Annotated in this window: 20 protein-coding genes; 13 read left to right on the plus strand and 7 right to left on the minus strand. The window is 69.7% G+C overall.

Translation table 11 applies throughout. The features are described 5' to 3' along the window. Positions 1-142 precede the first annotated feature (142 nt). On the plus strand, positions 143-1,228 hold the full coding sequence (locus YS110_21565) for an IS630 family transposase (protein UJB67162.1): 1,086 nt from the start codon (positions 143-145) through the stop codon (positions 1,226-1,228). Here the strand turns inward: YS110_21565 and YS110_21570 are convergent. The 6 genes from YS110_21570 to YS110_21595 all read right to left on the minus strand — a co-directional run bounded on the left by YS110_21570 (position 1,225) and on the right by YS110_21595 (position 8,607). Beyond that, entirely contained in the window at positions 1,225-2,010 is a 786-nt protein-coding gene (locus YS110_21570; GenBank protein UJB67163.1) for a heme ABC transporter ATP-binding protein, read from the minus strand. The two genes, YS110_21565 and YS110_21570, sit on opposite strands and share 4 nt — an antisense overlap. Further along, entirely contained in the window at positions 2,007-3,131 is a 1,125-nt protein-coding gene (locus tag YS110_21575; protein UJB67164.1) for an iron ABC transporter permease, read from the minus strand. Before YS110_21575 ends, YS110_21570 begins: the two co-directional genes overlap by 4 nt. Next, positions 3,128-4,024 (minus strand): ABC transporter substrate-binding protein, encoded by an 897-nt coding sequence (locus YS110_21580; protein ID UJB67165.1) that lies wholly within the window; start codon positions 4,022-4,024, stop codon positions 3,128-3,130. The genes YS110_21575 and YS110_21580 overlap by 4 nt, the downstream gene beginning before the upstream one ends. A gap of 17 nt (positions 4,025-4,041) precedes the next feature. Next, entirely contained in the window at positions 4,042-5,115 is a 1,074-nt protein-coding gene (locus tag YS110_21585) for a hemin-degrading factor (GenBank protein ID UJB67166.1), read from the minus strand. A gap of 72 nt (positions 5,116-5,187) precedes the next feature. Then, a complete protein-coding gene (locus YS110_21590) occupies positions 5,188-6,462 on the minus strand; it encodes a hypothetical protein (GenBank protein ID UJB67167.1) in 1,275 nt (424 codons plus the stop codon). Positions 6,463-6,606: 144 nt separating this feature from the next. Next, positions 6,607-8,607, minus strand: coding sequence for a TonB-dependent receptor (locus tag YS110_21595; GenBank protein UJB67168.1), 2,001 nt, complete (start codon positions 8,605-8,607; stop codon positions 6,607-6,609). A gap of 201 nt (positions 8,608-8,808) precedes the next feature. Here YS110_21595 and YS110_21600 point away from each other — a divergent pair, with 201 nt between their 5' ends. The 11 genes from YS110_21600 to YS110_21650 all read left to right on the plus strand — a co-directional run bounded on the left by YS110_21600 (position 8,809) and on the right by YS110_21650 (position 19,632). After that, entirely contained in the window at positions 8,809-9,117 is a 309-nt protein-coding gene (locus YS110_21600) for a hypothetical protein (GenBank protein UJB67169.1), read from the plus strand. Positions 9,118-9,179: 62 nt separating this feature from the next. Continuing rightward, positions 9,180-9,530 carry a hypothetical protein gene (locus YS110_21605; protein UJB67170.1) on the plus strand — a complete coding sequence of 117 codons (351 nt, stop codon included), beginning with the start codon at positions 9,180-9,182 and terminating at the stop codon, positions 9,528-9,530. A 126-nt stretch (positions 9,531-9,656) separates the two neighbouring features. Next, the gene (locus YS110_21610) at positions 9,657-10,961 is read left to right on the plus strand and encodes a TolC family protein (GenBank protein UJB67171.1); all 1,305 of its coding nucleotides are present in this window, start codon (positions 9,657-9,659) and stop codon (positions 10,959-10,961) included. Positions 10,962-11,065: 104 nt separating this feature from the next. Continuing rightward, a complete protein-coding gene (locus tag YS110_21615; GenBank protein UJB67172.1) occupies positions 11,066-11,647 on the plus strand; it encodes a hypothetical protein in 582 nt (193 codons plus the stop codon). After that, positions 11,644-12,756 carry an HlyD family efflux transporter periplasmic adaptor subunit gene (locus tag YS110_21620; protein UJB67173.1) on the plus strand — a complete coding sequence of 371 codons (1,113 nt, stop codon included), beginning with the start codon at positions 11,644-11,646 and terminating at the stop codon, positions 12,754-12,756. The genes YS110_21615 and YS110_21620 overlap by 4 nt, the downstream gene beginning before the upstream one ends. 10 nt (positions 12,757-12,766) lie before the next feature. After that, positions 12,767-15,886, plus strand: coding sequence for an efflux RND transporter permease subunit (locus YS110_21625; GenBank protein ID UJB67174.1), 3,120 nt, complete (start codon positions 12,767-12,769; stop codon positions 15,884-15,886). A 35-nt stretch (positions 15,887-15,921) separates the two neighbouring features. Then, on the plus strand, positions 15,922-16,326 hold the full coding sequence (locus YS110_21630) for a hypothetical protein (GenBank protein ID UJB67175.1): 405 nt from the start codon (positions 15,922-15,924) through the stop codon (positions 16,324-16,326). A gap of 173 nt (positions 16,327-16,499) precedes the next feature. After that, positions 16,500-16,823, plus strand: a complete 324-nt coding sequence (locus YS110_21635; GenBank protein ID UJB67176.1) for a helix-turn-helix transcriptional regulator — start codon at positions 16,500-16,502, stop codon at positions 16,821-16,823. 28 nt (positions 16,824-16,851) lie between these two features. Beyond that, complete coding sequence (locus YS110_21640) at positions 16,852-17,358, plus strand: arsenate reductase ArsC (GenBank protein ID UJB67177.1); 507 nt, start codon at positions 16,852-16,854, stop codon at positions 17,356-17,358. A 5-nt stretch (positions 17,359-17,363) separates the two neighbouring features. Then, the gene (gene arsB / locus YS110_21645; protein UJB67178.1) at positions 17,364-18,428 is read left to right on the plus strand and encodes an ACR3 family arsenite efflux transporter; all 1,065 of its coding nucleotides are present in this window, start codon (positions 17,364-17,366) and stop codon (positions 18,426-18,428) included. Between the two features lie 166 nt (positions 18,429-18,594). Next, positions 18,595-19,632 carry an IS110 family transposase gene (locus YS110_21650; GenBank protein ID UJB67179.1) on the plus strand — a complete coding sequence of 346 codons (1,038 nt, stop codon included), beginning with the start codon at positions 18,595-18,597 and terminating at the stop codon, positions 19,630-19,632. A 282-nt stretch (positions 19,633-19,914) separates the two neighbouring features. On the opposite strand, the gene YS110_21655 is transcribed toward YS110_21650, so the two are convergent. Continuing rightward, entirely contained in the window at positions 19,915-20,730 is an 816-nt protein-coding gene (locus YS110_21655; GenBank protein ID UJB67180.1) for a kinase/pyrophosphorylase, read from the minus strand. A 205-nt stretch (positions 20,731-20,935) separates the two neighbouring features. Here YS110_21655 and ppsA point away from each other — a divergent pair, with 205 nt between their 5' ends. Next, the gene (gene ppsA / locus YS110_21660; GenBank protein ID UJB67181.1) at positions 20,936-23,329 is read left to right on the plus strand and encodes a phosphoenolpyruvate synthase; all 2,394 of its coding nucleotides are present in this window, start codon (positions 20,936-20,938) and stop codon (positions 23,327-23,329) included. The last annotated feature ends 2 nt before the right edge of the window (positions 23,330-23,331 follow it).

The following is a 23,331-nucleotide window of genomic DNA, read 5'->3' on the forward strand; positions in this document are numbered from 1 at the left end:
CTGCTGGCGCTTGTCTGGCGGGCGTTTGCGGCCTATTTCATGCGGATTCATGCGGATACCTAGTGTCGTGAGTTAGAAGTTCGTTGAACTAATCGAAGATGGCCGAATCGATCGTGTACCGTATGCACACGACGAGGCGGCCATGCGAGGAAGACCCAAGGCAGAACTGGTGCTGAGCGAAACCGAGCGCGAGCAGCTCACAGCGCTGACGCTGCGGCGCAAGACCGCGCAGGCGCTGGCGTTGCGCGCTCGCATTGTTCTGGCCTGCGCCGAAGGCGTGGACAACCAGGTGGTTGCAAGCCGCCAGCGCGTGACGCAGCAGACGGTTTCGAAGTGGCGCGCCCGATTCGTCGAGCATCGGCTGGACGGACTGCTGGACGCCCCTCGGCCTGGCGCACCGCGAACGATTGACGACGCGCGGGTCGACGCCGTAATCGCCAAGACGCTGGAGAGCGTTCCCGATGCGGCGACGCATTGGAGCACCCGCACCATGGCGCGCGAAACCGGCATGTCGCAAACGGCGGTGTCTCGCATCTGGCGCGCATTCGGACTCCAGCCTCATCGCCAAGAGACCTTCAAGCTCTCCAGCGATCCCCTGTTTGTGGAGAAGGTGCGCGACATCGTCGGGTTGTATCTGGACCCGCCGCTCATGGCCATGGTCCTGTGCGTGGACGAGAAGAGTCAAATTCAGGCACTCGATCGCACGCAGCCCCTGCTGCCCCTGGCCCCGGGCATCCCCGAGCGGCGTACCCACGACTACGAGCGCCACGGCACGACCACGCTCTTCGCGGCGTTGGACATTGCCACCGGGTCCGTCATCGGGGACTTGCATCGCCGCCATCGAAGCGCGGAGTTCCTGCAGTTCCTGCGCACCATCGAGGCCAACGTGCCGGCGGTGCTGGACATCCACCTCGTGATGGACAACTACGGAACACACAAGACTCCTGCCATCAGAAGCTGGCTTGCCCGGCATGCGCGCTTTCACGTGCACTTCACCCCGACCTCTGCGTCCTGGCTGAACCAGGTCGAGCGCTGGTTCTCCACCCTGACGCAAAAGTACATCCGCCGCGGCACTCATCGCTCCACACGACAACTCGAACAGGCGATCAGGCACTACATCAAGAACAACAATGACCACCCGAAGCCGTTCGTGTGGTCCAAGACCGCCGACGACATCCTCGCGAGCGTCGAGAGATTTTGTTTGCGAACTTCTAACTCACGACACTAGTCGAACAGGTACTGCACCGCGCCATCGCGCCCGCGCACCTGCGTGCAGGCGATACCCCAGAGGCGCTCGATGCGCCCGGGCGTGAGCACCTCGGGCGCGGGGCCCAGGCTGATTGCCTCGCCCTGCGCCAGCAGCAGCACGTCGTCGGCGTAGCGCAGCGCCAGGTTCAGGTCGTGCAGCACCGCCACCACGCCGCAGCCTTGCGCGTGGGCGCGCTCGCGCAGCAGGCGCAGCGCCTGGTGCTGGTGCGCCAGGTCGAGCGCGGCCGTGGGTTCGTCCAGCAGCAGCCAGCGCGCCGCGCCGCCGGGCAGGGGCGCCCACACCTGGGCCAGCGTGCGCGCCAGGTGTACGCGCGCCTTTTCTCCGCCCGACAGGGTGTTGAAGATGCGCTGCGCCAGCCCGGCCACGCCGGTGGCCTGCAGCGCCTGCGTGACGATGCCGCTCTCGTCGGCGGCCGGCTGCCGGCGGTGCGGGTAGCGCCCCAGCTCGGCCACCTCGCGCACCGTGAAGTCGAAGGCCACGGTGCCCTCCTGCGGCATGACGGCGCGGCGCAGCGCCAGCGCGCCCGGCGCCAGCGCGTGCAGCGGCTGCCCGTCCAGCAGCACCTGCCCGGCGTCGGGCCGGCGCTGGGCCGACAGCAGCGACAGCAGCGTGGATTTGCCCGCGCCGTTCGGCCCCAGGATGGCGGTGAAGCGCCCGGGCCGCAGCGTGGCCGAGACGCCGCCGAGCAGCACGCGCCCGCCCGCCGCCACCACCCGCGCATCGATGCATTGCAGCGTCATACGCGGCCCCTGAAGTGGCGCAGCATCCACAGGAACATGGGGCCGCCGATGGCGGCCGTGAGCACGCCCAGCGGCAGCTCGGCCGGCTGCACTACGGTGCGGGCCACGGCATCCGCCGCCAGCACCAGCGCCGCGCCCAGCAGCGCCGAGCAGGGCAGCACCACGCGGTGGTCCGGCCCGGTCAGCAGGCGCACCCAGTGCGGCGCCACCAGGCCGACGAAGCCGATGATGCCCGTGGTGGCCGTGATGGCACCCACGGCCAGCGCGGTGATGAGCACCGCCGCGCGCTTGGTGCGCTCGACATGCACCCCCAGCAGCGCCGCCTGCGCCTCGCCCAGGGCGATGGCGTTGAGCGGCCGCGCCCAGGCCAGCGCGGCCGCGCAGCACAGCGCCACCACCGTGGTGACCAGCGCCACGGCGCTCCAGCGCGCGCCGCCCAGGCTGCCGAGCAGCCAGAACTGGATGTTGCGCAGTTGCTCATCGGTGGCCATGAAGTTCAGGTAGCCCAGGCCCGCGCCCGCCAGCGCATTGACGGCCACGCCGGCCAGCAGCATCAGCGCGACGTGGGTGCCCGCGGGCCCGTGCGCGAAGCGGTAGATGAACCCGGTGACGGCCAGCCCGCCCGCGAAGGCGGTGAGCATCAGCGTCCAGCTGCCCAGCGCGTGCGGCAGCGCGGGAAACCAGGCGGGGCCGAGCACGATGGTCAGGCCCGCCGCCAGCGCCGCGCCGCTGCTGATGCCGACCAGCCCGGGGTCGGCCAGCGGGTTGCGGAACAGCCCCTGCATGAGCGCGCCGGCCAGCGCCAGGCCCGCGCCCGCGGCGGCGGCCAGCAGCAGCCGGGGCAGGCGGATGTTGAGGAACACCAGCTGCTGCGGCGTGTCGGGCGGCGTGCCCGACACGGCGTGCGCCAGCGCCCCCAGCAGTTGCGCCGGGGCGATGGGGTAGGCGCCGCTGGCGCCGCCGGCGACGAAGGCCAGCGCCACCAGCGCCAGGCCGAGCGCCAGCGCGCCGCGCGGCGCCAGCAGCCGGCCGGGTCTGGGGGGCGGTGGTGGCGTGGCCGCGCCTTCGGCGCCCGCGGTCTGGCCGGCGCCTGGCCGCGCCGGCCCGCTCGATGCGCTCATGGGTACAGGCGGGCGTGCAGGGCGCGCACGGCCTGGGGCAGGCGCGGGCCGAAGCCCATCAGCAGCAGCGCGTCGAGCGCGATCAGCGCGCGGCGCTGGTAGGCCGGGGTCAGGGCGAGCTCGGGCCGCTGCCAGAACTTCTGCGGCCCGCCCAGGGCATCGATGCCCTGCTCGGTGGTGAGGATGAAGTCCGGCGCGCTGCTGGCCAGGGCCTCGGCCGTCATGGGCCGGTAGCCGGTGAAGCCCGTGAGCGCGTTCACCCCGCCGGCGAAGCGGATCAGCGCATCGCCCGCCGTGCCCTGGCCGCCCACCTGGGCCGAGGGCCCGTGGGACAGCACGAACAGCACGCGCGGCGCCGCGCGCCCGGCGGCGGCCTGCGCGACCTCGCGGCCGAGCTGCGCCCATTCGGCGTCGAGCCGCGCCTGCAGCGCCCGCGCGGCGTCCTCGCGCCGGGCCGCGTGGCCCACGGCCTGCACCTTGCGGCGCACGTCGTCCCAGGTGTATTCGGACGGAACCAGCTCCACCTTCACGCCGGCGCTGCGCAACTGGTCGAGCACCACGGGCGGGCCGGCCTCGGTGGTGGCAATCACCGCGTCGGGCCGCAGCGAGAGCACGCCCTCGGCCGAGAGCTGGCGCAGGTAGCCCACCTTGGGCGTCTTCAGCGCGGCGGCGGGGTACAGGCTGGTGGTGTCGGTGCCCGCGAGCTGGGCCTCGGCGCCCAGCGCATAGACCACCTCGGTGATGGCGCCGCTGACGGTCACCAGGCGCGGCAGGCCCGCTGCGGCGGATGTGGCAGACGCGGCGGGCGCTGGCTGTGCCCGCAGCGCCAGCGGCGTGGCGCAGCCCAGGGCCGCGGCCAGCACCGCGCGCCGCGAGGGGGGCAGGGCGTGCATGCGGACGGCTCCCGCGCTCATGCCGCCAGGGCGGCCAGCGGCGCCGCCTTGCGCACGATGGCGCGCCAGTCCTGGCGCTCGGGCTCGCCGGGCTTGCGCGCGCCGAAGAACATGGCCATCAGCTCGCCCGTGCGGTCGAATGCCTCGACCGAGGTGACGATGCCGTCGCTGGTGGGCTTCTCGACGACCCAGACCTGGTCGATGGCGTCCTCGCACAGGTGCAGGTTGAAGCCCGGGTCGAGCACGTTGAGCCAGTGCGCGCCCTGCATCTCCAGGGGCTCGATGCGCACCACCGGGCCGGTGTGGATCTGGATGCAGCCGGGGCTGCCCACGAACACCATGATGGGGGCGCCGTCGAAGGCGGCCTCCTGCAGCAGCTGGCGCAGCGCGGTCTTGGCGGCGCGGCGCGTGAAGCGCCCCTCGGCGAGGCGGAAGCTCTGCCGGCGCTCCGCGCCGAAGCGCTTGAGCAGGTCGAAGAATTCGTGCGTGTCCTGCATCGCGGCCCAGGCATCAAGCAGGCCAGGGGCGTCGATGGCGCTGTCCGCCTGCGGCGCCAGGGCCGCGGGCCTGGCCTGGAATACCGGCGCCAGCGTGGGGTCGATGAAGCGCTGCATCACCGCCTCGAAGGCGGCGCGGCCCGTGGCCTCGCGGCAGAACACCTTGTGCACGGCCAAGCCGTGCGCATCGAAGAATTGCAGGCTCAGCGCGGCGGGTGCGCCCGGGCTGGCCGCCGCCTCGGTGACGGCGAAGCCCGCGTGCCAGTGGTGGAAGAACAGGCGCAGGTCGATGGCCTCGCCCAGGGCCAGGCCGATGGGGCCGGTGGCCGACAGCTTTTCGTAGACGCCGGTCTTCTCGTGCACGGTGGAGGCGTTGCGCGTGAGGGCGAGCAGCGGGCCGCAGGCCTGCAGCGCCTGCAGCAGTTCGAGCCAGGGGCCGCGCAGCGGCACGGCCCGCAGCGGCGCGCCGTGCGCGCCGGCGTGCGCGGCGAGGGCCGCGCCTTCGCTCACGCCGATGGATTCGGCCGCGTCCTTGTGGCGCTTGCCTGCGGCACGGGCCTGGGCGAAGCGGGCGCGGATGTCGGGTGCGTTCATGGTGAGTGGTTCAAAAATGAGAGCTGCCAGCACTTGCCTGGCAAGCGCTGAAGGCCAAAAACACGCGAAATATCAGTTCGCGGGCTGGATGCCGAATTCGACGGTCCAGGTCTGTGCGCTGGTGGCCGAGGCGGGGTCGGCGTACTTGATCTCGGCCAGGCGCATGCGCGCGTAGCTGTTGCCCGCGGCGGACTTCACCAGCGTGCCGGCATCCGGGTTGGCCTTGATCTGGTGCTGCACCACGCCCGCGGCAGCCGCGGTGGCGGCCGTGGGGTAGTAGGTGAACCAGCCGTAGTTCAGCGGGTTCGGGTAGGTGCCGGTGTAGTCCGGGGTGAGCGCGGAGCCGATGGCGTCCTTGACCCAGGCGCTGGCGGTGGCCGGGCCGGTCTTCGCGCCGGTCAGGTCGGCCAGGGTGTCGTTCAGGTTGCTCGCGGCGGTGAACTTGGCCGTGACAGGCTTGCCGTTGGCGTCGTAGAAGCCCGCGGGCTTCTTGCCCACGAAGCCGGCCACCTTGGCGCTGCCCGAGGCGCCGCCGTTGAGCTTGACGTTGTAGCGGTTGAAGGCGATGTGCCAGGTGCCCGATTCCGTGGTCTTGGCGTTGTTCTCCAGGTCGTAGTAGACCCAGCCGCCCGTCGCGTCGATGCCGCCCGCGGGCGTGGAGAGCACGTTGCCCGGGCTGGCCGTATTGACCCAGCGGAACGAGGGCCAGCCCGATGTCGTGCCCGTGGGGCTGCCGTAGTAGCCGGTGACCTGCACGGCATACACCTTGCCCCCGGCGCCCGTGATGTCGGCCGAGTCGCTGTTGGTGGTGACCAGGAACACGTTGAAGTTCGGGTGCAGCTGGTTGTTGCCCGTGAGGTCGTACTCGAACACGGCGCTCTGGATGCCGTTGCCGCCGGTGAAGACGCTCTTGGCGGAGTCGGCCATCCAGGCGCGGTCGGGCACGGCCTGGCCCGAGGCCGGGTCGAGCGTGGCGTCCTTGTAGTTCAGCAGATCGGCCCATTTGTAGGTGAAGGGCGCGCCCAGGGCCGCGCCCTTGCCGCTGCCGCTGGGGCCGCTGTTGGTGTACAGCGCGGCGGTGCGGCCGCTGCTGGTCAGCTTGATGTCCCAGCCGGTGCCGCTGCACCCGGCCACTTCGGCCTTGGCGTCGAAGTCGTAGCAGACCGACTGGCCCGCCGCGGGCAGCGTGAACTGCCAGGTGGCGTTCTGCGTGAACTTGCTGGTGCTGGCGGGGGGCGTGGGGGTGGGCGTGGTGCCGCTGCCGGACGATCCGCCGCCACCGCAGGCGGCCAGCGCCGCTGCGGCCAGGGCCGTGGACAGGTATTTGAGGGAAGTCGTGTGGTGCATGGTGCAGGCTCCTGGTCGTCAGTGGTAATTCATTCCAATTCCAGATCAATCGATTACTTTGTCGGCTTCGCTTGCCGTGCTACAGCACTGTCTGCGCTTCGCCTTCGCGTACTCGATTGATCTGGAAATGGAATCAGTGGAAATTCAGAGGGCGTTGCCGAACGCGACCTTCGCGCCGATGTAGACGAAGCGCCCCGCGATCGGGCCGTAGTCGCCCTGGGCGGCGAAGTCGCGCTGGCGGTTGGTGAGGTTGTTGACGCCTGCGAACAGCGTCGTGGCGGCGCCCAGCTTGTGGTTCAGCGCCAGGTCCAGGGTCGTCCAGGCGGGCGAGCGCGCGCCGGTGGCGGTGTCCGTCAGCTCGTTGCTCTGGCTGCGCAGGCGCAGGCTCAGCGTGCTGCCGGGCAGCGCGCGCCAGTCGGCGCCCAGGCGCACGATGTCGCGCGGGCGGCGCGTCAGCTCCTGGCCCGTGTCGAGGTCGCGCGTGCGCGTGTAGGTGTAGGCGGCGTTGAGCTGCAGCGCGGCGCTGGCGCGCCAGTTGACGCTGGTCTCCAGCCCGCTGGTGCGGGCGCGCGCGATGTTGGCGTAGGTGTAGGTGGCGATGCCGTCGGCCACGGTGGCGTTGGCCAGGTCGGTCTGGATCAGGTCGCGCACGCGGTTGTGGAAGGCGTTGACCTCGATCGCCAGCCGGTCGCCGTGCGCCAGGGTGCCGCCCACCTGCAGGCTGGTCGAGGACTCGGGCTTGAGGTCGGGGTTGCCCACCACCTTGTAGCCCAGGGCGCTGTGGTCGAACAGGTAGTGGCGCTCCTTCAGGTTGGGCACGCGGTAGCCTTGGCCCAGGCTGGCGCGCAGCACGCCCTTCCAGCCGCCGCCATCGAGCAGGTTGCCGCGCACGCTGACCTTGGGCGCCCAGTGGCCGCCGAAGTCCGAATCGTGCTGGCCGCGCAGGCCCAGCAGCACTTCCCAGGTGTCGGAGAGCAGGATGTCGTTCTGCACGAACAGCTCGGTGCTGGTGCGCTCGGCGTTGCCGGCCACGCCCAGCTCGGACAGGCCGTTGCTGGTCTGCGCCAGGGTTTCGCGGTGCCAGTCGGTGCCGACCATCCAGAGCTGGCGGCCCCAGGCCGGCAGGTCGAACTGGGTGCCCAGGTGCTGCGTCTCCTGGCGCGACTGGCGGTTGGTGGCGAGCACTTCGTTGGAGTAGCCGGGCGAGTGGCTGTCGTAGCGCTCGTGCACGCCCTTGAGCTGCGCGCGCAGGCCGCTGGCGAAGCGCCAGTCCATGCCGCCGCTCACGCGGTCGCGCGTGATGTCCTCCTGCTTGCGCTGCGGCACGTTGGCGGGCGGCACGTACACGTTGTAGCGCTGGGTGTCGTTCTCGGTGTAGCGCGAGGCCTCGGCCCAGGCGCGGCCCCGCGCGTCGGGCATCCATTCGCCGCGCGCGGCCAGCTGCTGGCGGCGGCTGGCGTCGCCCTGGCGCGGGTAGGCATCGGGCCGCACGCCGAAGCCGGCGTCGTCCACCACGTCGCCCGACAGGGCCAGGCGCCAGTGTTCGGTGCCGCCGCCCAGGTTGAAGCGCGCATGGCGGTTGTTGGCGCTGGCGCCGCGGCCGTTGTCGTTCTGGCTGCCGTAGCTGCCCAGGTCCAGCGCCGCCGTGCCGCCGAAGCCCGCCGCCGTGCGCCGCGTGATGACGTTCACCACGCCACCCATGGCGGAGCTGCCGTACTGCGCCGAGCTGGCCCCCTTGACCACCTCGATGCGTTCCACGTCGCTCAGCAGGTACTGGCCCAGGTCCACGGTGGAGCTGGTGCTGGCGGTGATCGGCAGGCCGTCGATCAGCACCAGCACCTGGTCGGCGCTCAGGCCCTGCAGCGACAGCTCGTAGCCCGACTTGCCCAGCACCTCGCGCAACTGCAGGCCGGGCACGTTCTCCAGCGCCTGCTTGAGCGTGCGCGCATGCGTGCGCTCGATTTCCTCGCGCGTGACCACCTCGGTGCGCACCGGGGCGTCATCCAGCGCGCGCTCGGTGCGCGTGGCGGTGATGACCGTGGGCTTGAGGGTGTGTTCGGCGCCGGCTTCCTGGGCATGGGCGGGCAGTGCGGCCAGCAGGGAGGAAAGAAGCCAGAGCGGCGGGCGGGAAGGCAAAGGCTTCATGGCATGAAGGCAAAGTGGGTTTGATGAAAGGCAAATAATTATATTAATTTAAATGAGAATGATTTGTCTTCTATTCCTTCCGAAGTGCTCGGTTGTGTGTTTCGTTTGTGTTGATGTGGCTTTTGTTGAGAATGCTTCTCATGTAATATCACCCGGCGCCTGTGCGGCGAGGCTTGCCGTCCATCTGGAAAGACGATTCTCATGACCCATCCTTCCCCCCCCGTTCCGTCCTCCCACGACGAGGAGTACAGCCTGCCGTGCGCCGAGGCGCTGATGGCCGGCACGCTCGCATTGATGACCGGCTTTGCCCAGGCGGGCGGCATGCAGCGCGACGCCATGCGCGCCAAGATCGTCGCCAACCTGGACAACCTGTCCGGGCTCTCCACGCTGACGCCGCACTTCCGCACCATGCTGGCCAGCCTGCGCGAGCGCTGGGGCCAGCCCTGGAGCGAGGCGGCGGCGGGAGATCCGTGCGTGCTGTGGCACACCGCGCCCGGCAGGCTGCAATAGACCGCCGCAACGGCACGGCCATGCGGGCATGGGCGGCGCCTGGGCATAGAATGCCGCTTCCCATGCGCCGCCTGCTCGTCCTCCTGCTCCTGGCTTTCCTGCCGCTCCAGTCCGTCTGGGCGGTGGCGGCAAGCTATTGCGCGCATGAGGCGGCGCCTGCGGCGGCGCATTTCGGCCACCATGTGCACCAGCACCACGATGGCCATGCCGATGGCGCGGGCGCCAGCGCCGCCAAGGCCGGCGCCGACATGGACTGCCATGCCTGCCATGGCATGGGCAATGCCCTGCACATGGATGCTGTGGCGCCGCCGCTGCGCCTTGCGGGCGCCCGTCCCGCCCCCTTCGTGCTGCCGCAGCTGCAGCCGCCCAGCCCGCACCGCCCCGAGCGCCCCAACTGGCGCGCCCCTGCCTGAGCGGCAAGGCCAGCGGGGCAGGGCAGCCCCATTCCCTTCGCGTGTGACGCCTGTGCGCCCTGGTGGCGCGGCGCACCCTGTCTTGCCGGTTTTCACCCCATGGCTTTGCCATCGGAGAAACATCGGATGCCTTTTCACCGAACGATATTCCGGCCCCGCCCCGGGGCCCTGGCCTGGGCGTGCGCCTGGGCACTGACAGGGGGCGCCACGGCCGCCATGGCGCAAACCGCCCCGGCGCCTGCAGCGCCCGATTTGCCCGCGCTGTTCGCCCAGGCCTGGCAGCGCCAGCCCGAAGCCCAGGCCTTGCAGCTGCGCCGCCAGGCCGCGCAGGCCGAGCGCGACAGCGCCGACGCCTGGACGCCCGAGCCCGCCGCGCTGGATCTGCAGGCCAAGACCGACCGCATCGGCAGCCGCCAGGGCGCGCGCGAGACCACCGTGGGCGTGGTGCTACCGCTGTGGCTGCCGGGCGAGCGCGCCCGCAAGGCCGCCCTGGGCGACGCCGCGCTCGAAGCCGCCCAAAGCCGCACCCAGGCCGCCCAGCTGGAGCTGGCAGCGCGCGTGCGCGAGGCCTGGTGGGGCTGGCAGCGCGCCCGCAGCGACCTGGCGCAGGCGCAAAGCCAACGGGCCAGCGCCCAGGCCCTGGCCGCCGACGTGGCGCGCCGCTACCAGGCGGGCGACATGGCGCGCTCCGAGCACTACCAGGCCGAGGCGGGCGTGGCCCAGGCCCAGGCGCTGCTGGCCGAGGCCCAGGGCGCCAGCGATGCCGCGCGGCTCGCGCTGCAGGCCCTGGCGGGCGCGCCGGTGCCGTCGGCGCCCGATGCGGCGGCGGTGGCCGGCACCGAGCCTGAGCCCGAGCCCAGCCCGGCGCCTTCGCTGGCGCTGCCGCTGCCCGTGCCCGAGGCGCATCCGGCGCTGGCCGACTGGCTGCACCAGGCCCGCGTGGCGCGGCGCCAGGCCGATCTGGTAGCGGTGCAGGGACGCGCCAACCCGGAGCTGTCGCTCTCGGCGGCGCGCGAGCGCGGCACGGCGGACGAGCGCTACCAGCAGTCCATCACGCTGGGCGTGCGCCTGCCGCTGGGCGCGGGCGTGCGCGCCCAGGCGCGCGAGGCGGCGGCCCTGGCCCAGGCGCTGGAGCTGGAAACCCGCGCCGAGCGCGAACGCGAGCGCCTGGGGGCCGACATCCAGGCCGCCCAGGCGCGCGCGCGCGCTGCCACGGCGCAGCGCGAGGCCATGGCCCGCCATGCCGAGCTGGCGCGCGCCACGCGCGGCTTCGTGGCCAAGGCCTTTGCCCTGGGCGAGGCCGACTGGCCCACGCGCCTGCGCGTGGAGCAGGACGCCGCCCAGGCCGAGCGCCAACTGGCCCGCGCGCGCATCGAAGCGGCGGCGGCGCTCTCGGCACTGCGCCAGGCGCTGGGCCTGCTGCCGCAGTGAGCGCGCTGCCGGGTTTCAAGAAAAAACGGGCTCCAGCCCTTGTATGGAAAGCGCTGGCAGCTATCAAAAACGTAGTTCATTTTGTGAGATTGCAGAGAATCACCATGCAACACCGAAACGTCCTGGCCGCTTTACCGGCCTCTCTCCTGGCCCCTTTACTGGCCCTGCTGCTGGGCCTGGCACCGCTGGCCGCCCGGGCCCACGAAGGGCATGACGATGCTCCCGCCGCTGCGTCCACCGAGGCCGCGCCGCGCTTTGCCCTGGCCTCCGAGCTGTTCGAGCTGGTGGGCGTGGTCAACGGCCACACCCTGGCCCTGTACCTCGACCGGGCCGACGACAACCGCCCCGTGCCCGGCGCGCAACTGGAGCTGGAACTGGCCGGCCAGCGCCTGGCCGTCACCCCCGTGGGCGAAGGCGAATACCGCGCCGAACTGGCCGCGCCGCTGGCCGAAGGCAGCCTGCCGGTGACCGCCACCGTGGTCGCGGGCGACGACACCGACCTGCTGGCCGGCGCGCTGGACTGGCACGCCCCCGCCGCCGCTGCGGCCCCAGGGGGCAGCCCCCGCATGCGCTGGCTGGCCGGCGCCGCAGGGGCCCTGGCGGCGCTGGGCGCCGCGTTATGGGCGTGGAGGGACCGCCGCCGCGCCGCCCCCCAGGCCACTGTTCGCGCCGGAGGTGCCGCATGACGCGCCGCAACCACCGCCTCGCCGCCTGGCTGCTGGCTGCCCTGGCCGTGGCGCTGCCGCTGGCCGCGCCCGCGCACGAGGGCCATGACGACGCCCCCGCCGCCGTGGGCGGCGACGGGCCGCGCCGCCTGCCCGACGGCAGCGTATTCCTGCCCAAGCCCGCGCAGCACCAGCTGGGCGTGCGCACGCTGCCTGTGCAGGCGGGCGAGCACCCGCAGGCCTTCGAGCTGGCGGGCACCGTGGCCATGGACCCGAACGCCGGCGGCAAGGTGCAGGCCACCCTGGCCGGGCGGCTGGAGGCCGGCCCGCGCGGCCTGCCGGTGCTGGGCCAGGCCGTGCGCAAGGGCGAGGTGCTGGCCTACGTGGTGCCCACGGCGGGCGCCATCGAGCGCTCCAACCAGCTGGCGCAGCAGGCCGAGCTGCGCGCCGCCCAGGGCCTGGCGCGCCAGCGCGTGGCCCGCCTGCAGGCGCTGGCCGACACCGTGGCGCGCAAGGACATCGAGGCCGCCGAAGCCGAGCTGCAAAGCCTGACCCAGCGCCTGGCCGCCGTGGGCGCCGGGCTGCAGCAGCGCGACGCTTTGGTGGCCCCGGCCAGCGGGGTCATCGCCTCGGCCAACGCCGTGGCCGGGCAGGTGGTGGACGCGCGCGAGCTGGTGTTCGAGGTGGTGGACCCGCGCCACCTGCGCATCGAGGCCCTGGCCTACGACCCGGCACAGGCGCAGGACATCGCCAGCGCCCACCTGGCATTGGGCGGGCAGGCGCTGCCGCTGCGTTTCCTGGGCGCGGCGCGCAGCCTGCGCGAGCAGGCGCTGCCCCTGTCGTTCACGGCCGATGGGCAGGCCCTGGCCACCCTGGCCCTGGGCCAGCCGGTGCGCGTGGTGGCGCAAACCCGCGCCCGCGTGGCCGGCATGGCGGTGCCGGTGGCGGCGCTGCAGCGCAATGCGGCGAATCAGAGCATCGTCTGGGTCAAGACCGCGCCCGAGCGCTTCGCGCCGCGCGTGGTGCGCCATGTGCCGCTGGATGGCGTGCTTGTGGCCGTGACCTCGGGCCTGCACGCGGGCGAGCGCGTAGCCACCGAGGCGGCTTCGCTCATCAACCAGGTCCGCTGAGGAGTGCCGCATGTTCAAGTGGTTGCTAGAAAAGAGCCTGGCCCACCGGCTGCTGGTGCTGATGGCGGCGGCGGTGCTGATGGCCTACGGCGCGTACACGCTGTCGCGCACGCCGGTGGATGTGTTTCCCGACCTCAACAAGCCCACCGTCACGGTGATGACCGAGGCCGGGGGCATGGCGGCGGAGGAGGTGGAGCAGCTCATCACCTTCCCGCTGGAAACCAGCATGAACGGCCTGCCCGGCGTGGAGAGCGTGCGCTCCACGTCGAGCGCGGGGCTGTCGTTCATCTACGTCACCTTCGACTGGAGCGTGGACCTGTTCCGCGCGCGCCAGATGGTGTCGGAGCGCCTGTCGTCGATGGAAGAGGGCCTGCCGCCCGGCGCCGCGCCCCGCATGGGGCCGGTCAGCTCGATCATGGGCGAGATCATGATGGTGGCCATCCCGATCGATGAGGCGCGCACCACCCCCATGGCCGTGCGCGAGTACGCCGACTGGGTGCTGCGCCCGCGCCTGCTGTCGATTGCCGGGGTGGCGCAGGTCATCCCGATTGGCGGCGAGGTGCGCCAGTTCCAGGTGCAGCCCGACACCGTGCGCATGGCGCAGCTGGGCGTGACGCCCGAGCAGCTCACGGCGGCGCTCAAGGGGTTTTCGGCGAACACCTCGGGCGGCTTTCTGGAGCGCAACGGGCGCGAGGTGCTGATCCGCCACCTGGGCCGCACCGCCCGGCTGGAAGACCTGCAGAACCTGGCCGTGGGTGCGCGCGGCGGCCAGAGCGTGCTGCTGCGCCAGGTGGCCGAGGTGACGTTCGCCGCCGCCACCAGGCGCGGCGACGCGGGCTTCGAGGGCGGGCCGGCGGTGATCCTGGGCATCCAGAAGCAGCCCACGGCCGACACCATTGCGCTGACCGGGCGCATCGAGGCCGCGCTGGCCGACCTGGCCAAGACGCTGCCCAGCGGCATGCAGGCGCCGCGCGTCACGTTCCGCCAGGCGAGCTTCATCGAGGCCTCGGTGCACACGCTGCAGGGCAAGCTCATCGGCGCTTCGGTGTTCGTGGCGGTGGTGCTGTTCGTGTTCCTGGGCACGCTGCGGCCCACGGTGATCGCGCTCACAGCCATTCCCGTGTCCATCTTCCTGACGGCGCTGGTGTTCCGCTATTTCGGGCTGTCGATCAATACCATGACCCTGGGCGGGCTGGCCATTGCCATCGGCGGCCTGGTGGACGACGCCGTGGTGGACGTGGAGAACGTGCTGCGCCGCCTCAAGCTCGACCGCAGCCGCAAGTCGGGCGCGCGGCTGCATCCGCTGGAAGTGGTGAAGCTGGCGTCGCTGGAAGTGCGCTCGGGCATTGTCTATGCCACGGCCATCATCGTGCTGGTGTTCCTGCCGCTGTTCGCGCTGCCGGGCATCGAGGGGCGGCTGTTCGTGCCCCTGGGCGTGGCCTTCATCGTCTCCACGCTGGCGTCGCTGCTGGTGTCGGTCACCGTCACGCCGGTGCTGGCGCTGTACCTGCTGCCGCGCATGAAGCACCTCGACCACGGCGACACGCGCCTGCTGGCCTGGCTCAAGGCGCGCTACCGCAGCGCCCTGCAGGCGGTGCTGGAACGCCCGCGCACGGCCGTGGCCGCCGGGGCGGCGGCCGTGGCGCTGGCGGCGGCATCGGTGCCGCTGTTTCCCACCACGTTCCTGCCGCCGTTCAACGAGGGCACGCTGCTGGTGGGCCTGCGCCTGAACCCGGGCGTGACGCTGGCCGAATCCACGGCCGTGGCGCGCCAGGCCGAGCGCCTGGTGCGCGCGGTGCCCGAGGTCACGCACGTGGGCCGGCGCAGCGGCCGCGCCGAGCTGGACGAACACGCCGAGGGCGTGCACGTGAGCGAGCTGGACGTGGGCCTGCTGCCCGCCGCGCAAATGCGCCGCGGCATGGCCGAGGTGCAGGCCGACATCCGCGCCCGCCTGGCGCCGCTGCCGGTGGCGGTCTCGATGGGGCAGCCCATCTCGCACCGCATCGACCACATGCTCTCGGGCGTGCGCTCGCAAATCGCCATCAAGCTCTTCGGCGAAGACCTGGACACCCTGCGCGGCCAGGCCGAGGCCCTGCGCGCGCGCCTGGCGGGCGTGCCGGGCCTGGCCGACCTGGAGGTGGAAAAGCAGGTGCTGGCCCCGCAGGTGACGGTGCGCGTGGACTACGACGCCGCCGCCCAGTACGGCGTGAGTGCCGCTCAGGTGCTGGCCATGCTGCAGACCCTGGTGGAGGGCGAGAAGGTCGGGCAGGTGGTGGAGGGCGGGCGCCGCTTTGCCCTGGTGGTGCGCCTGCCCGATAGCGCGCGCTCGCTCGAAGGCCTGCGGCAGTTGCTGCTGGACACGCCCCGGGGCCGCGTGCCGCTGGCGCGCCTGGCGCGCATCGAGGAGGGCGACGGCCCGAACCAGATCAGCCGCGACGACGGCCGCCGGCGCATCGTGCTCTCGGCCAACGCGCAGGGACGGGCGCTGTCCGAGGTGGTGGCCGACATCCGCCAGGTAGTGGCGCAAACGCCGCTGCCCGAGGGCTACTTCATCACCCTGGGCGGCCAGTTCCAGGCGCAGGAGGAGGCCAGCCGCCTGGTGGGGCTGCTGTCCCTCGTGTCGCTGGCACTGATGTTCACCGTGCTGTACACGCGCTACCAGTCGGCGCGGCTGTCGCTGCTCATCATGGCCAACATTCCGCTGGCGCTGGTGGGGGCGGTGCTGGGGCTGTGGGTGTCGGGGCAGCCGCTGTCGGTGGCGGCGCTGATCGGCTTCATCACGCTGGCGGGCATCTCGGTGCGCAACGGCATCCTGAAGGTGAGCCACTACCTGAACCTGATGCGCGCCGAGGGCGAAGGCTTCGACCACGCCATGATCCTGCGCGGCTCGCTGGAGCGGCTCAGCCCGGTGCTCATGACGGCGCTGGTCACGGCGTTTGCGCTGGCGCCGCTGCTGTTCGAGGCCGAGCGCCCCGGCACCGAGATCCTGCACCCGGTGGCCGTGGTGATCTTCTCGGGCCTCATCAGCTCGACCCTGCTCGACACCTTCCTCACCCCGGCCCTGTTCTGGCTCTTTGGCCGCCGCGATGCCGAGCGGCTGCTGAACCACGACAGCGCCGAGGCGTTCTGATGGCTTGCCTTGTTTCACATGAAAGGACTGTTCCCATGAACTTCGCTTCCGCACGCGCCGCCCTGGCGGCCCTCTCGGCCCTCGCACTCGCCCTGGGCGCCGCCCTGCCTGCCCACGCCCATGGCGACAGCCACGCCACCGCGCCGCGGCATGGCGGCGTGGTGGCCCAGGCCGCCGACGTGGACTATGAGCTGGTGGCCCAGCCCGGGCGCATCACCCTGTACCTGAGCGACCACGGCCAGCCCGCCAGGACCGAGGGCGCCAGCGCCAAACTCACGCTGCTGAACGGCAGCGAGAAAACCGAAGCCACGCTGACCCCCACCGGTGTTGGCACGCTGGAAGCCCAGGGCGCATTCAAGGTGGCGCCAGGCACCAAGGTGGTGGCGCTGGTGACGCTGCCGGGCCGCAAGGCGGCGAATGTGCGCTTTGTGGTGAAGTGAGGCGGGGGGGCGCCAGCCCCCGCGTGGGCTGGCGGTTTTATCAGGCGAAATCAGGCTCAAAGGCTTGTGGGTAAAGCGCTGAAAGCTATCGATTCAGGAGTTTCTGGCAATCTGGCGGTGGTCATTGCGGCCTTCTTTGTGCAATAATTCGATAAACATTGAATTATTGAAGTATGCAGGAACCCCAAGTCATCCGCTCCCTCGCGGCCCTCGCCCAGGAGGTTCGCTTGCGTGCCTTTCGCGCGCTGGTTGTCGCCGGCCCCGAAGGCTTGACGCCGAGCGTCCTGGCCGAGCAACTGGGCGTGGCTGCCAACACCTTGTCTTTCCACCTCAAGGAGTTGGCGAATGCCGCCCTGATCAGCCAGGAGCGCCAGGGGCGCAACCTGGTTTACCGCGCCTCGTTCGATGCCATGAACGACCTGCTCGGCTACCTCACTGAAAACTGCTGCCAAGGCGCCCCTTGCAGCCCTGTCCCGGCGGCTGCCTGCAACTGCTGAGCAGCCAAGTCCTCTGCGTCAATTCACCATGGCCGATATATCCGAACCCTTGAACGTGCTGTTTCTGTGCACGCACAATTCCGCCCGCAGCATCCTGGCCGAGGCTTTGCTCAACCACCTGGGCCAAGGCCGTTTCAGGGCCTATTCGGCGGGCAGCAGCCCGCGGGGGAATCAGCAGCCGAATCCCGTGGGCCTGCAGGTGCTGCAGCGCGCAGGGGTGCCTGTGGACGGGCTGCGCAGCAAGAGCTGGGACGAGTTCGCGCGGCCGGATGCGCCGCGGATGGACCTGGTCATCACGGTGTGCGACAGCGCCAAAGGGGAAATGTGCCCCATTTGGCCGGGCCATCCAGCCACGGCGCATTGGGGCGTGGCCGACCCGTCAGAGGGAGATGCGCCGCCAGAGGACAGGCTTGAAGCCTTCCGGCACACCATGCACCTGCTGCGCCGCCGTCTGGTTCTGCTGGTGAACTTGCCGGCGGACAGGCTGCAGAAGGCCGCGCTGCAAGGCTCGGCACGCGAACTTGCGGCGCACTGAAAATCATGCAGCCATCTTGTGATGGAGCCGCCGCAAAGGCGGGCGGCCCGGCCATGGGCGGTTTCGAGCGCTATCTCTCGGTCTGGGTGTTCCTGTGCATCGTGGCCGGCGTCGTCCTGGGCCATCTGTTTCCGGGCCTGTTTCAGGCGGTTGGGGCCATGGAGGTGGCGCGGGTCAATCTGCCGGTGGGCCTGCTGATCTGGGTGATGGTCATTCCCATGCTGGTCAAGGTGGACTTCGGTGCACTCGGCGAGGTACGCAACCACATGAAGGGCATTGCGGTCACGCTGTTCGTGAACTGGCTCGTGAAGCCGTTTTCCATGGCCCTGCTGGGCTGGATCTTCATTCGCCAGGTGTTTGCGCCGTGGCTTCCGGCGGGGCAGATCGACAGCTACGTTGCCGGCCTGATCCTCCTGGCTGCGGCGCCATGCACGGCCATGGTGTTCGTCTGGAGCCGCCTCACCGGCGGCGATCCGCTGTTCACGCTTGCGCAGGTAGCGCTCAACGACGCGATCATGGTCGTGGCCTTTGCGCCGCTGGTGGGCCTCTTGCTGGGCCTGTCGGCCATCACCGTTCCATGGGCGACGCTGCTGGTGTCGGTGCTGCTCTATATCGTGGCGCCGGTGATCGTTGCGCAATGGCTGCGCCGCAAGCTTCTGACCAGGGGCCAGGCCTCTTTCGACCGGGTGCTTCGGAGGGTGGGCCCGTGGTCGATGGCCGCGCTCCTGGCAACCCTGGTGCTGCTGTTCTCTTTCCAGGGCAACGCGATCCTGCGGCAGCCGCTGGTGATCGCTCTCCTGGCCGTGCCGATCCTGCTCCAGGTGTTCTTCAACGCGGCGCTGGCGTACGGGCTCAACCGGGCGGTTGGCGAAAAGCACGAGATTGCCTGCCCTTCGGCCCTGATCGGGGCGTCCAACTTTTTCGAGTTGGCCGTGGCCGCCGCCATCAGCTTGTTTGGCTTGCAGTCGGGCGCAGCCTTGGCCACCGTCGTGGGCGTTCTGATCGAGGTGCCGGCCATGCTGCTGGTGGTGCGCGTCGTGAACCGGACACGGAACTGGTACGGGAAATAAGCGTAGCGGGGCGACTGCTGTCCCTCAGAGCGTGTTCATGATCGCGCCCGCACACCCGCGTGGAGATCGTGAACCAATGGGATGGACGCCCCTACCCTAAACGGCATCAAAGTGCCAAAGTGGAGACGTCAGTTCTCTTCCACTTCAACGAGCAGGAGCGTCCACCATGAAGGTTACAACCATTGGCATCGATCTGGCCAAGAATGTGTTTCAAGTCCACGGCGTTGATGAACACGGTCGGGCAGTGTTCAACAAGCCGCTCAAGCGCAACCAGATAGCGGCATTCTTTGCCAACCTACCCGCCTGTCTGATCGGCATGGAAGCTTGCGCCAGCGCCCATCACTGGGCACGCAAGCTCCAGGGCATGGGCCACACCGTGCGCCTGATGGCCCCGCAGTTCGTCAAGCCCTACGTCAAGACCAACAAGAGTGATGCCGCCGATGCTGCTGCCATCTGCGAAGCTGTTACCCGCCCGAGCATGCGTTTCGTGCCCGTCAAGAACATCGAGCAGCAAAGCGTACTGGCCCTGCACCGGGTGCGACAGGGGTTTGTCCTGGCCCGCACCGCGCAAGCCAATCAAATCCGGGGCCTGCTCGCCGAGTTTGGGCTGGTCATTCCACAGGGCATCGGCCACATCCACCAGCGGGTGCCAGAGCTCATCGAGGATGCTTCCAATGAACTGCTCGGCATGTTCCGCCAGCTCATGAACAAGCTGCTGGAGCACCTCAAGGAGCTTGACCGCCAGGTTCAGGAACTGGAAGCGCAAATCGTCGCCTGGCACCGCCAAAGCGATTTGAGCCGCAGGCTCGAACAGATACCCGGCATTGGCCCCGTGACGGCTTGCGCATTGGTCGCTTCGTTGGGCGATGCCAGGCACTTCAAGGATGGTCGACAAGTGGCTGCCTGGCTGGGCCTTGTGCCACGCCAGCACTCCAGCGGGGGCAAGCAAAACTTGCTGGGCATCAGCAAGCGGGGCGACACCTATTTGCGAACCTTGCTGATTCACGGTGCACGCTCGGTGATCTACCACACGCAGAACAAAGCATCCGACAGTGCGCAATGCCGCTGGGTCAATGGCGTGCTACAGCGGCGCAACAAGAACGTGGCAGCGGTGGCGCTGGCCAACAAGAATGCACGCATCGTGTGGGCCTTGCTCGCGCATGACAGAAGTTACGAGTCAGGCTACACACGGCAAGCAGCCTGAGCAGCCACAGCGCCGCTACGGCAGGAACAACGACGACAGGGAGCAAAACCACCGATTGCTCAAGCAATCATGAAGTGATGGCAAGACAGGTCAGACCGTGGTGGATGCAATCCGATGAGAACGTAGCACTTCGAGTGCGCTGAACCGATAGGAAATCCGCCAGCGAATCCCATCAGGGACCGTGGCTCATGCCACATCAAGTCCGGATATACGGGTGCAATCTTTACCTACTTGACAGCACTGCATGAGGGCTTGGCTTATTCGGGGCGTCCATATACGCTCTCAGTACATCAGCCGCTCCGGCCGTACTTCCTGCAGGATGGTGGTGGCGATCTCTTCGATGCTCTTGGTGGTGGTGGAGAGCCAGCGAATGCCCGAGCGGCGCATCATGGCCTCGGCTTCGCTGACTTCGTGGCGGCAGTTCTGCAGGCTGGCGTAGCGCGAGTTGGGACGGCGTTCGTTGCGGATTTCGCTCAGCCGCTCGGGCTGGATGGTCAGCCCGAAGATCTTGGCGCGGTAGGGCACCAGCGCCGGGGGCAACTGGCGGCGCTCGAAGTCCTCGGGAATCAGCGGGTAGTTGGCCACCTTCAGGCCGCATTGCATCGCCAGGTACAGGCTGGTGGGCGTCTTGCCGCTGCGCGAGACGCCGATCAGGATCACGTCCGCCCCGGCCAGGTCGCGGTGGCTCTGGCCGTCGTCGTGGTCCAGGCTGAAGTTGATGGCCTCGATGCGGTCGGTGTATTCCTTGGAGCGGGTCACGTCGGAAAAGCGCCCCACGCGGTGGTGCGACTTGATGCCCAGCTCCTGCTCCAGCGGGTGCACGAAGGTGCCGAACATGTCCAGCAGCATGCCCTTGCAGCCGTCCTGGATGACCTGCAGCACTTCCATGTTCACCAGCGTGGTGAAGACGATGGGCTTGCGGCCTTCCAGTTCGGCGGTGTGGTTGATCTGGCGCACCGCCTGGTGGGCCTTGTCCACGGTGTCCAGGAAAGGCAGGCGCACGTGGCGCGATTTCAGTTCGAACTGGGCCAGGATGGCGTTGCCAAAAGTCTCGGCGGTGATGCCGGTGCCATCGGAGATGAAAAAGACGGTGCGCATGGGCGGGAAGGGGACGGAGGACGAAAGAGCCGCCGGCGGGCCCGGGGGCCGCGGCATAGAATGGCGCCCATTATTCCCAAATTCCCACCATGCGCAGCGGCTGCCTACAACCAGAACAGCAAAGCCTGGCCCTGCGCATGCGCGTGCACCCGCCCCAGCGCGCGGGTGGGCGCAAGGCCGGTTTTTTAACTTCTGGAGCTTTCCCATGTCTGCACGCTTCGAGGCGACCGCCCTGGTCGTACCGTTTGAAAACCTGAGAATGAGCGACGTCGAGGTCGTTGGCGGCAAGAACGCCAGCCTTGGCGAAATGATCTCCCAACTGCCCCAGGGCGTGCGCGTGCCCACGGGCTTTGCCACCACGGCGCACGCGTTCCGCGAATTCCTGCAGTACGAGGGCTTGGCCGAGCGCATCAGCCAGCGCTTGGCGGCGCTCGATACCGAGGACGTGCGCGCGCTGGCCGAGGCCGGGGCCGAGATCCGCGGCTGGGTCGAGGCCCAGCCTTTCCCTGCCGGCCTGGAAAAGGCCGTGCGCGACGCCTTCGCCACGCTGTCGGCGGGCAACGCGCAGGCCAGCTTCGCCGTGCGCTCCTCCGCCACGGCCGAGGATCTGCCGGACGCCTCTTTCGCGGGCCAGCAGGAGACCTTCCTGAACGTGGTCGGCATCGAGGACGTGCTGCACAAGATGAAGGAAGTGTTCGCGTCGCTCTACAACGACCGCGCCATCAGCTACCGCGTGCACAAGGGCTTCGCGCACGACGTGGTGGCCCTCTCGGCCGGCGTGCAGCGCATGGTGCGCTCCGACCTGGGTGCGGCCGGTGTGATGTTCACCATCGACACCGAGAGCGGCTTCGAGGACGTGGTGTTCATCACCAGCAGCTACGGCCTGGGCGAGACGGTGGTGCAGGGGGCCGTGAACCCCGATGAGTTCTACGTGCACAAGCCCATGCTCAAGGCCTCCAAGCGCGCCGTGATCCGCCGCAACCTGGGCAGCAAGCTGATCCAGATGGTGTTCTCCTCGCCCGAGGAGAAGCAGGCCACCGGCAAGCTGGTGAAGACCACCGAGGTGGCCACCGAACTGCGCAACCGCTATTCGCTGACCGACGCCGACGTGGAGCAGTTGGCCCACTACGCACTGGTGATCGAGCAGCACTACGGCCGCCCGATGGACATCGAGTGGGGCAAGGACGGCACGGACGGCCAGCTCTACATCCTGCAGGCGCGCCCGGAAACGGTGAAGAGCCAGTCCAAGGGCCAGGCCGAGCAGCGCTTCAAGCTCAAGGGCCACGGCACCGTGCTGGCCGAGGGCCGCGCCATCGGCCAGAAAATCGGCACCGGCCCGGTGCGCCTGGTGCACAACATCAGCGAGATGGACAAGGTGCAGCCCGGCGACGTGCTCGTGACCGACATGACCGACCCCAACTGGGAGCCGGTGATGAAGCGTGCCAGCGCCATCGTCACCAACCGCGGCGGGCGCACCTGCCACGCGGCCATCATCGCGCGCGAGCTGGGCATCCCGGCCGTGGTCGGCTGCGGCGATGCCACCGAGCAGCTCAAGGACGGCACGCTCGTCACCGTGAGCTGCGCCGAGGGCGACACCGGCCGCATCTACGACGGCCTGCTGGAAACCGAAGTGACCGAGGTGCAGCGCGGCGAGATGCCGCCGATCGACGTCAAGATCATGATGAACGTGGGCAACCCGCAACTGGCCTTCGACTTCGCCCAGTTGCCGAACCAGGGCGTGGGCCTGGCGCGGCTGGAGTTCATCATCAACAACAACATTGGCGTGCACCCCAAGGCCATCCTGGACTATCCGAACGTCGATGCCGACCTGAAGAAGGCCGTCGAGTCGGTGGCGCGCGGCCACGCTTCGCCGCGTGCCTTCTACGTGGACAAGGTGGCCGAGGGCGTGGCCACCATCGCCGCCGCCTTCTGGCCCAAGCCGGTGATCGTGCGCCTGTCGGACTTCAAGAGCAACGAGTACCGCAAGCTCATCGGCGGCAGCCGCTACGAGCCCGAGGAAGAGAACCCGATGCTGGGCTTCCGTGGCGCGGCGCGCTACATCAGCGCGGACTTCGGCGAAGCCTTCGCCATGGAGTGCGAGGCGCTCAAGCGCGTGCGCAACGACATGGGCCTGACCAACGTGCAGGTGATGGTGCCCTTCGTGCGCACGCTGCCCCAGGCCGACAAGGTGACCCGGCTGCTGGCGGCGCATGGCCTGCAGCGCGGCGAGAACGAGCTCAAGGTCATCATGATGTGCGAGGTGCCGAGCAACGCCATCCTGGCCGAGCGCTTCCTGGAGTATTTCGACGGCTTCTCCATCGGCTCCAACGACCTGACCCAGCTCACCCTGGGCCTGGACCGCGACTCGGGCCTGGAACTGCTGGCGGCCGACTTCGACGAGCGCGACCCCGCCGTGCAGGCCCTGCTGAGCCGCGCCATCGCGGCCTGCAAGGCGCAGGGCAAGTACGTCGGCATCTGCGGCCAGGGCCCCAGCGACCACCCGGACTTCGCGCAGTGGCTGGCCAACGAGGGCATCGCCTCGATCTCGCTCAACCCTGACAGCGTGATCGCCACCTGGCAGCAGCTCGCCGCGGGCTGACC

The sequence above is a fragment of the Acidovorax sp. YS12 genome (assembly GCA_021496925.1).
Classification (GTDB): domain Bacteria; phylum Pseudomonadota; class Gammaproteobacteria; order Burkholderiales; family Burkholderiaceae_C; genus Paenacidovorax.

What these genes read in the sequence shown, in the direction of transcription:
- YS110_21565 (UJB67162.1), top strand. Translation starts at nt 143, where the DNA reads ATGCGAGGAAGACCCAAGGCAGAACTGGTGCTGAGCGAAACCGAGCGC.
- YS110_21570 (UJB67163.1), bottom strand. Translation starts at nt 2,010, where the DNA reads ATGACGCTGCAATGCATCGATGCGCGGGTGGTGGCGGCGGGCGGGCGC.
- YS110_21575 (UJB67164.1), bottom strand. Translation starts at nt 3,131, where the DNA reads ATGAGCGCATCGAGCGGGCCGGCGCGGCCAGGCGCCGGCCAGACCGCG.
- YS110_21580 (UJB67165.1), bottom strand. Translation starts at nt 4,024, where the DNA reads ATGCACGCCCTGCCCCCCTCGCGGCGCGCGGTGCTGGCCGCGGCCCTG.
- YS110_21585 (UJB67166.1), bottom strand. Translation starts at nt 5,115, where the DNA reads ATGAACGCACCCGACATCCGCGCCCGCTTCGCCCAGGCCCGTGCCGCA.
- YS110_21590 (UJB67167.1), bottom strand. Translation starts at nt 6,462, where the DNA reads ATGCACCACACGACTTCCCTCAAATACCTGTCCACGGCCCTGGCCGCA.
- YS110_21595 (UJB67168.1), bottom strand. Translation starts at nt 8,607, where the DNA reads ATGAAGCCTTTGCCTTCCCGCCCGCCGCTCTGGCTTCTTTCCTCCCTG.
- YS110_21600 (UJB67169.1), top strand. Translation starts at nt 8,809, where the DNA reads ATGACCCATCCTTCCCCCCCCGTTCCGTCCTCCCACGACGAGGAGTAC.
- YS110_21605 (UJB67170.1), top strand. Translation starts at nt 9,180, where the DNA reads ATGCGCCGCCTGCTCGTCCTCCTGCTCCTGGCTTTCCTGCCGCTCCAG.
- YS110_21610 (UJB67171.1), top strand. Translation starts at nt 9,657, where the DNA reads ATGCCTTTTCACCGAACGATATTCCGGCCCCGCCCCGGGGCCCTGGCC.
- YS110_21615 (UJB67172.1), top strand. Translation starts at nt 11,066, where the DNA reads ATGCAACACCGAAACGTCCTGGCCGCTTTACCGGCCTCTCTCCTGGCC.
- YS110_21620 (UJB67173.1), top strand. Translation starts at nt 11,644, where the DNA reads ATGACGCGCCGCAACCACCGCCTCGCCGCCTGGCTGCTGGCTGCCCTG.
- YS110_21625 (UJB67174.1), top strand. Translation starts at nt 12,767, where the DNA reads ATGTTCAAGTGGTTGCTAGAAAAGAGCCTGGCCCACCGGCTGCTGGTG.
- YS110_21630 (UJB67175.1), top strand. Translation starts at nt 15,922, where the DNA reads ATGAACTTCGCTTCCGCACGCGCCGCCCTGGCGGCCCTCTCGGCCCTC.
- YS110_21635 (UJB67176.1), top strand. Translation starts at nt 16,500, where the DNA reads ATGCAGGAACCCCAAGTCATCCGCTCCCTCGCGGCCCTCGCCCAGGAG.
- YS110_21640 (UJB67177.1), top strand. Translation starts at nt 16,852, where the DNA reads ATGGCCGATATATCCGAACCCTTGAACGTGCTGTTTCTGTGCACGCAC.
- arsB (UJB67178.1), top strand. Translation starts at nt 17,364, where the DNA reads ATGCAGCCATCTTGTGATGGAGCCGCCGCAAAGGCGGGCGGCCCGGCC.
- YS110_21650 (UJB67179.1), top strand. Translation starts at nt 18,595, where the DNA reads ATGAAGGTTACAACCATTGGCATCGATCTGGCCAAGAATGTGTTTCAA.
- YS110_21655 (UJB67180.1), bottom strand. Translation starts at nt 20,730, where the DNA reads ATGCGCACCGTCTTTTTCATCTCCGATGGCACCGGCATCACCGCCGAG.
- ppsA (UJB67181.1), top strand. Translation starts at nt 20,936, where the DNA reads ATGTCTGCACGCTTCGAGGCGACCGCCCTGGTCGTACCGTTTGAAAAC.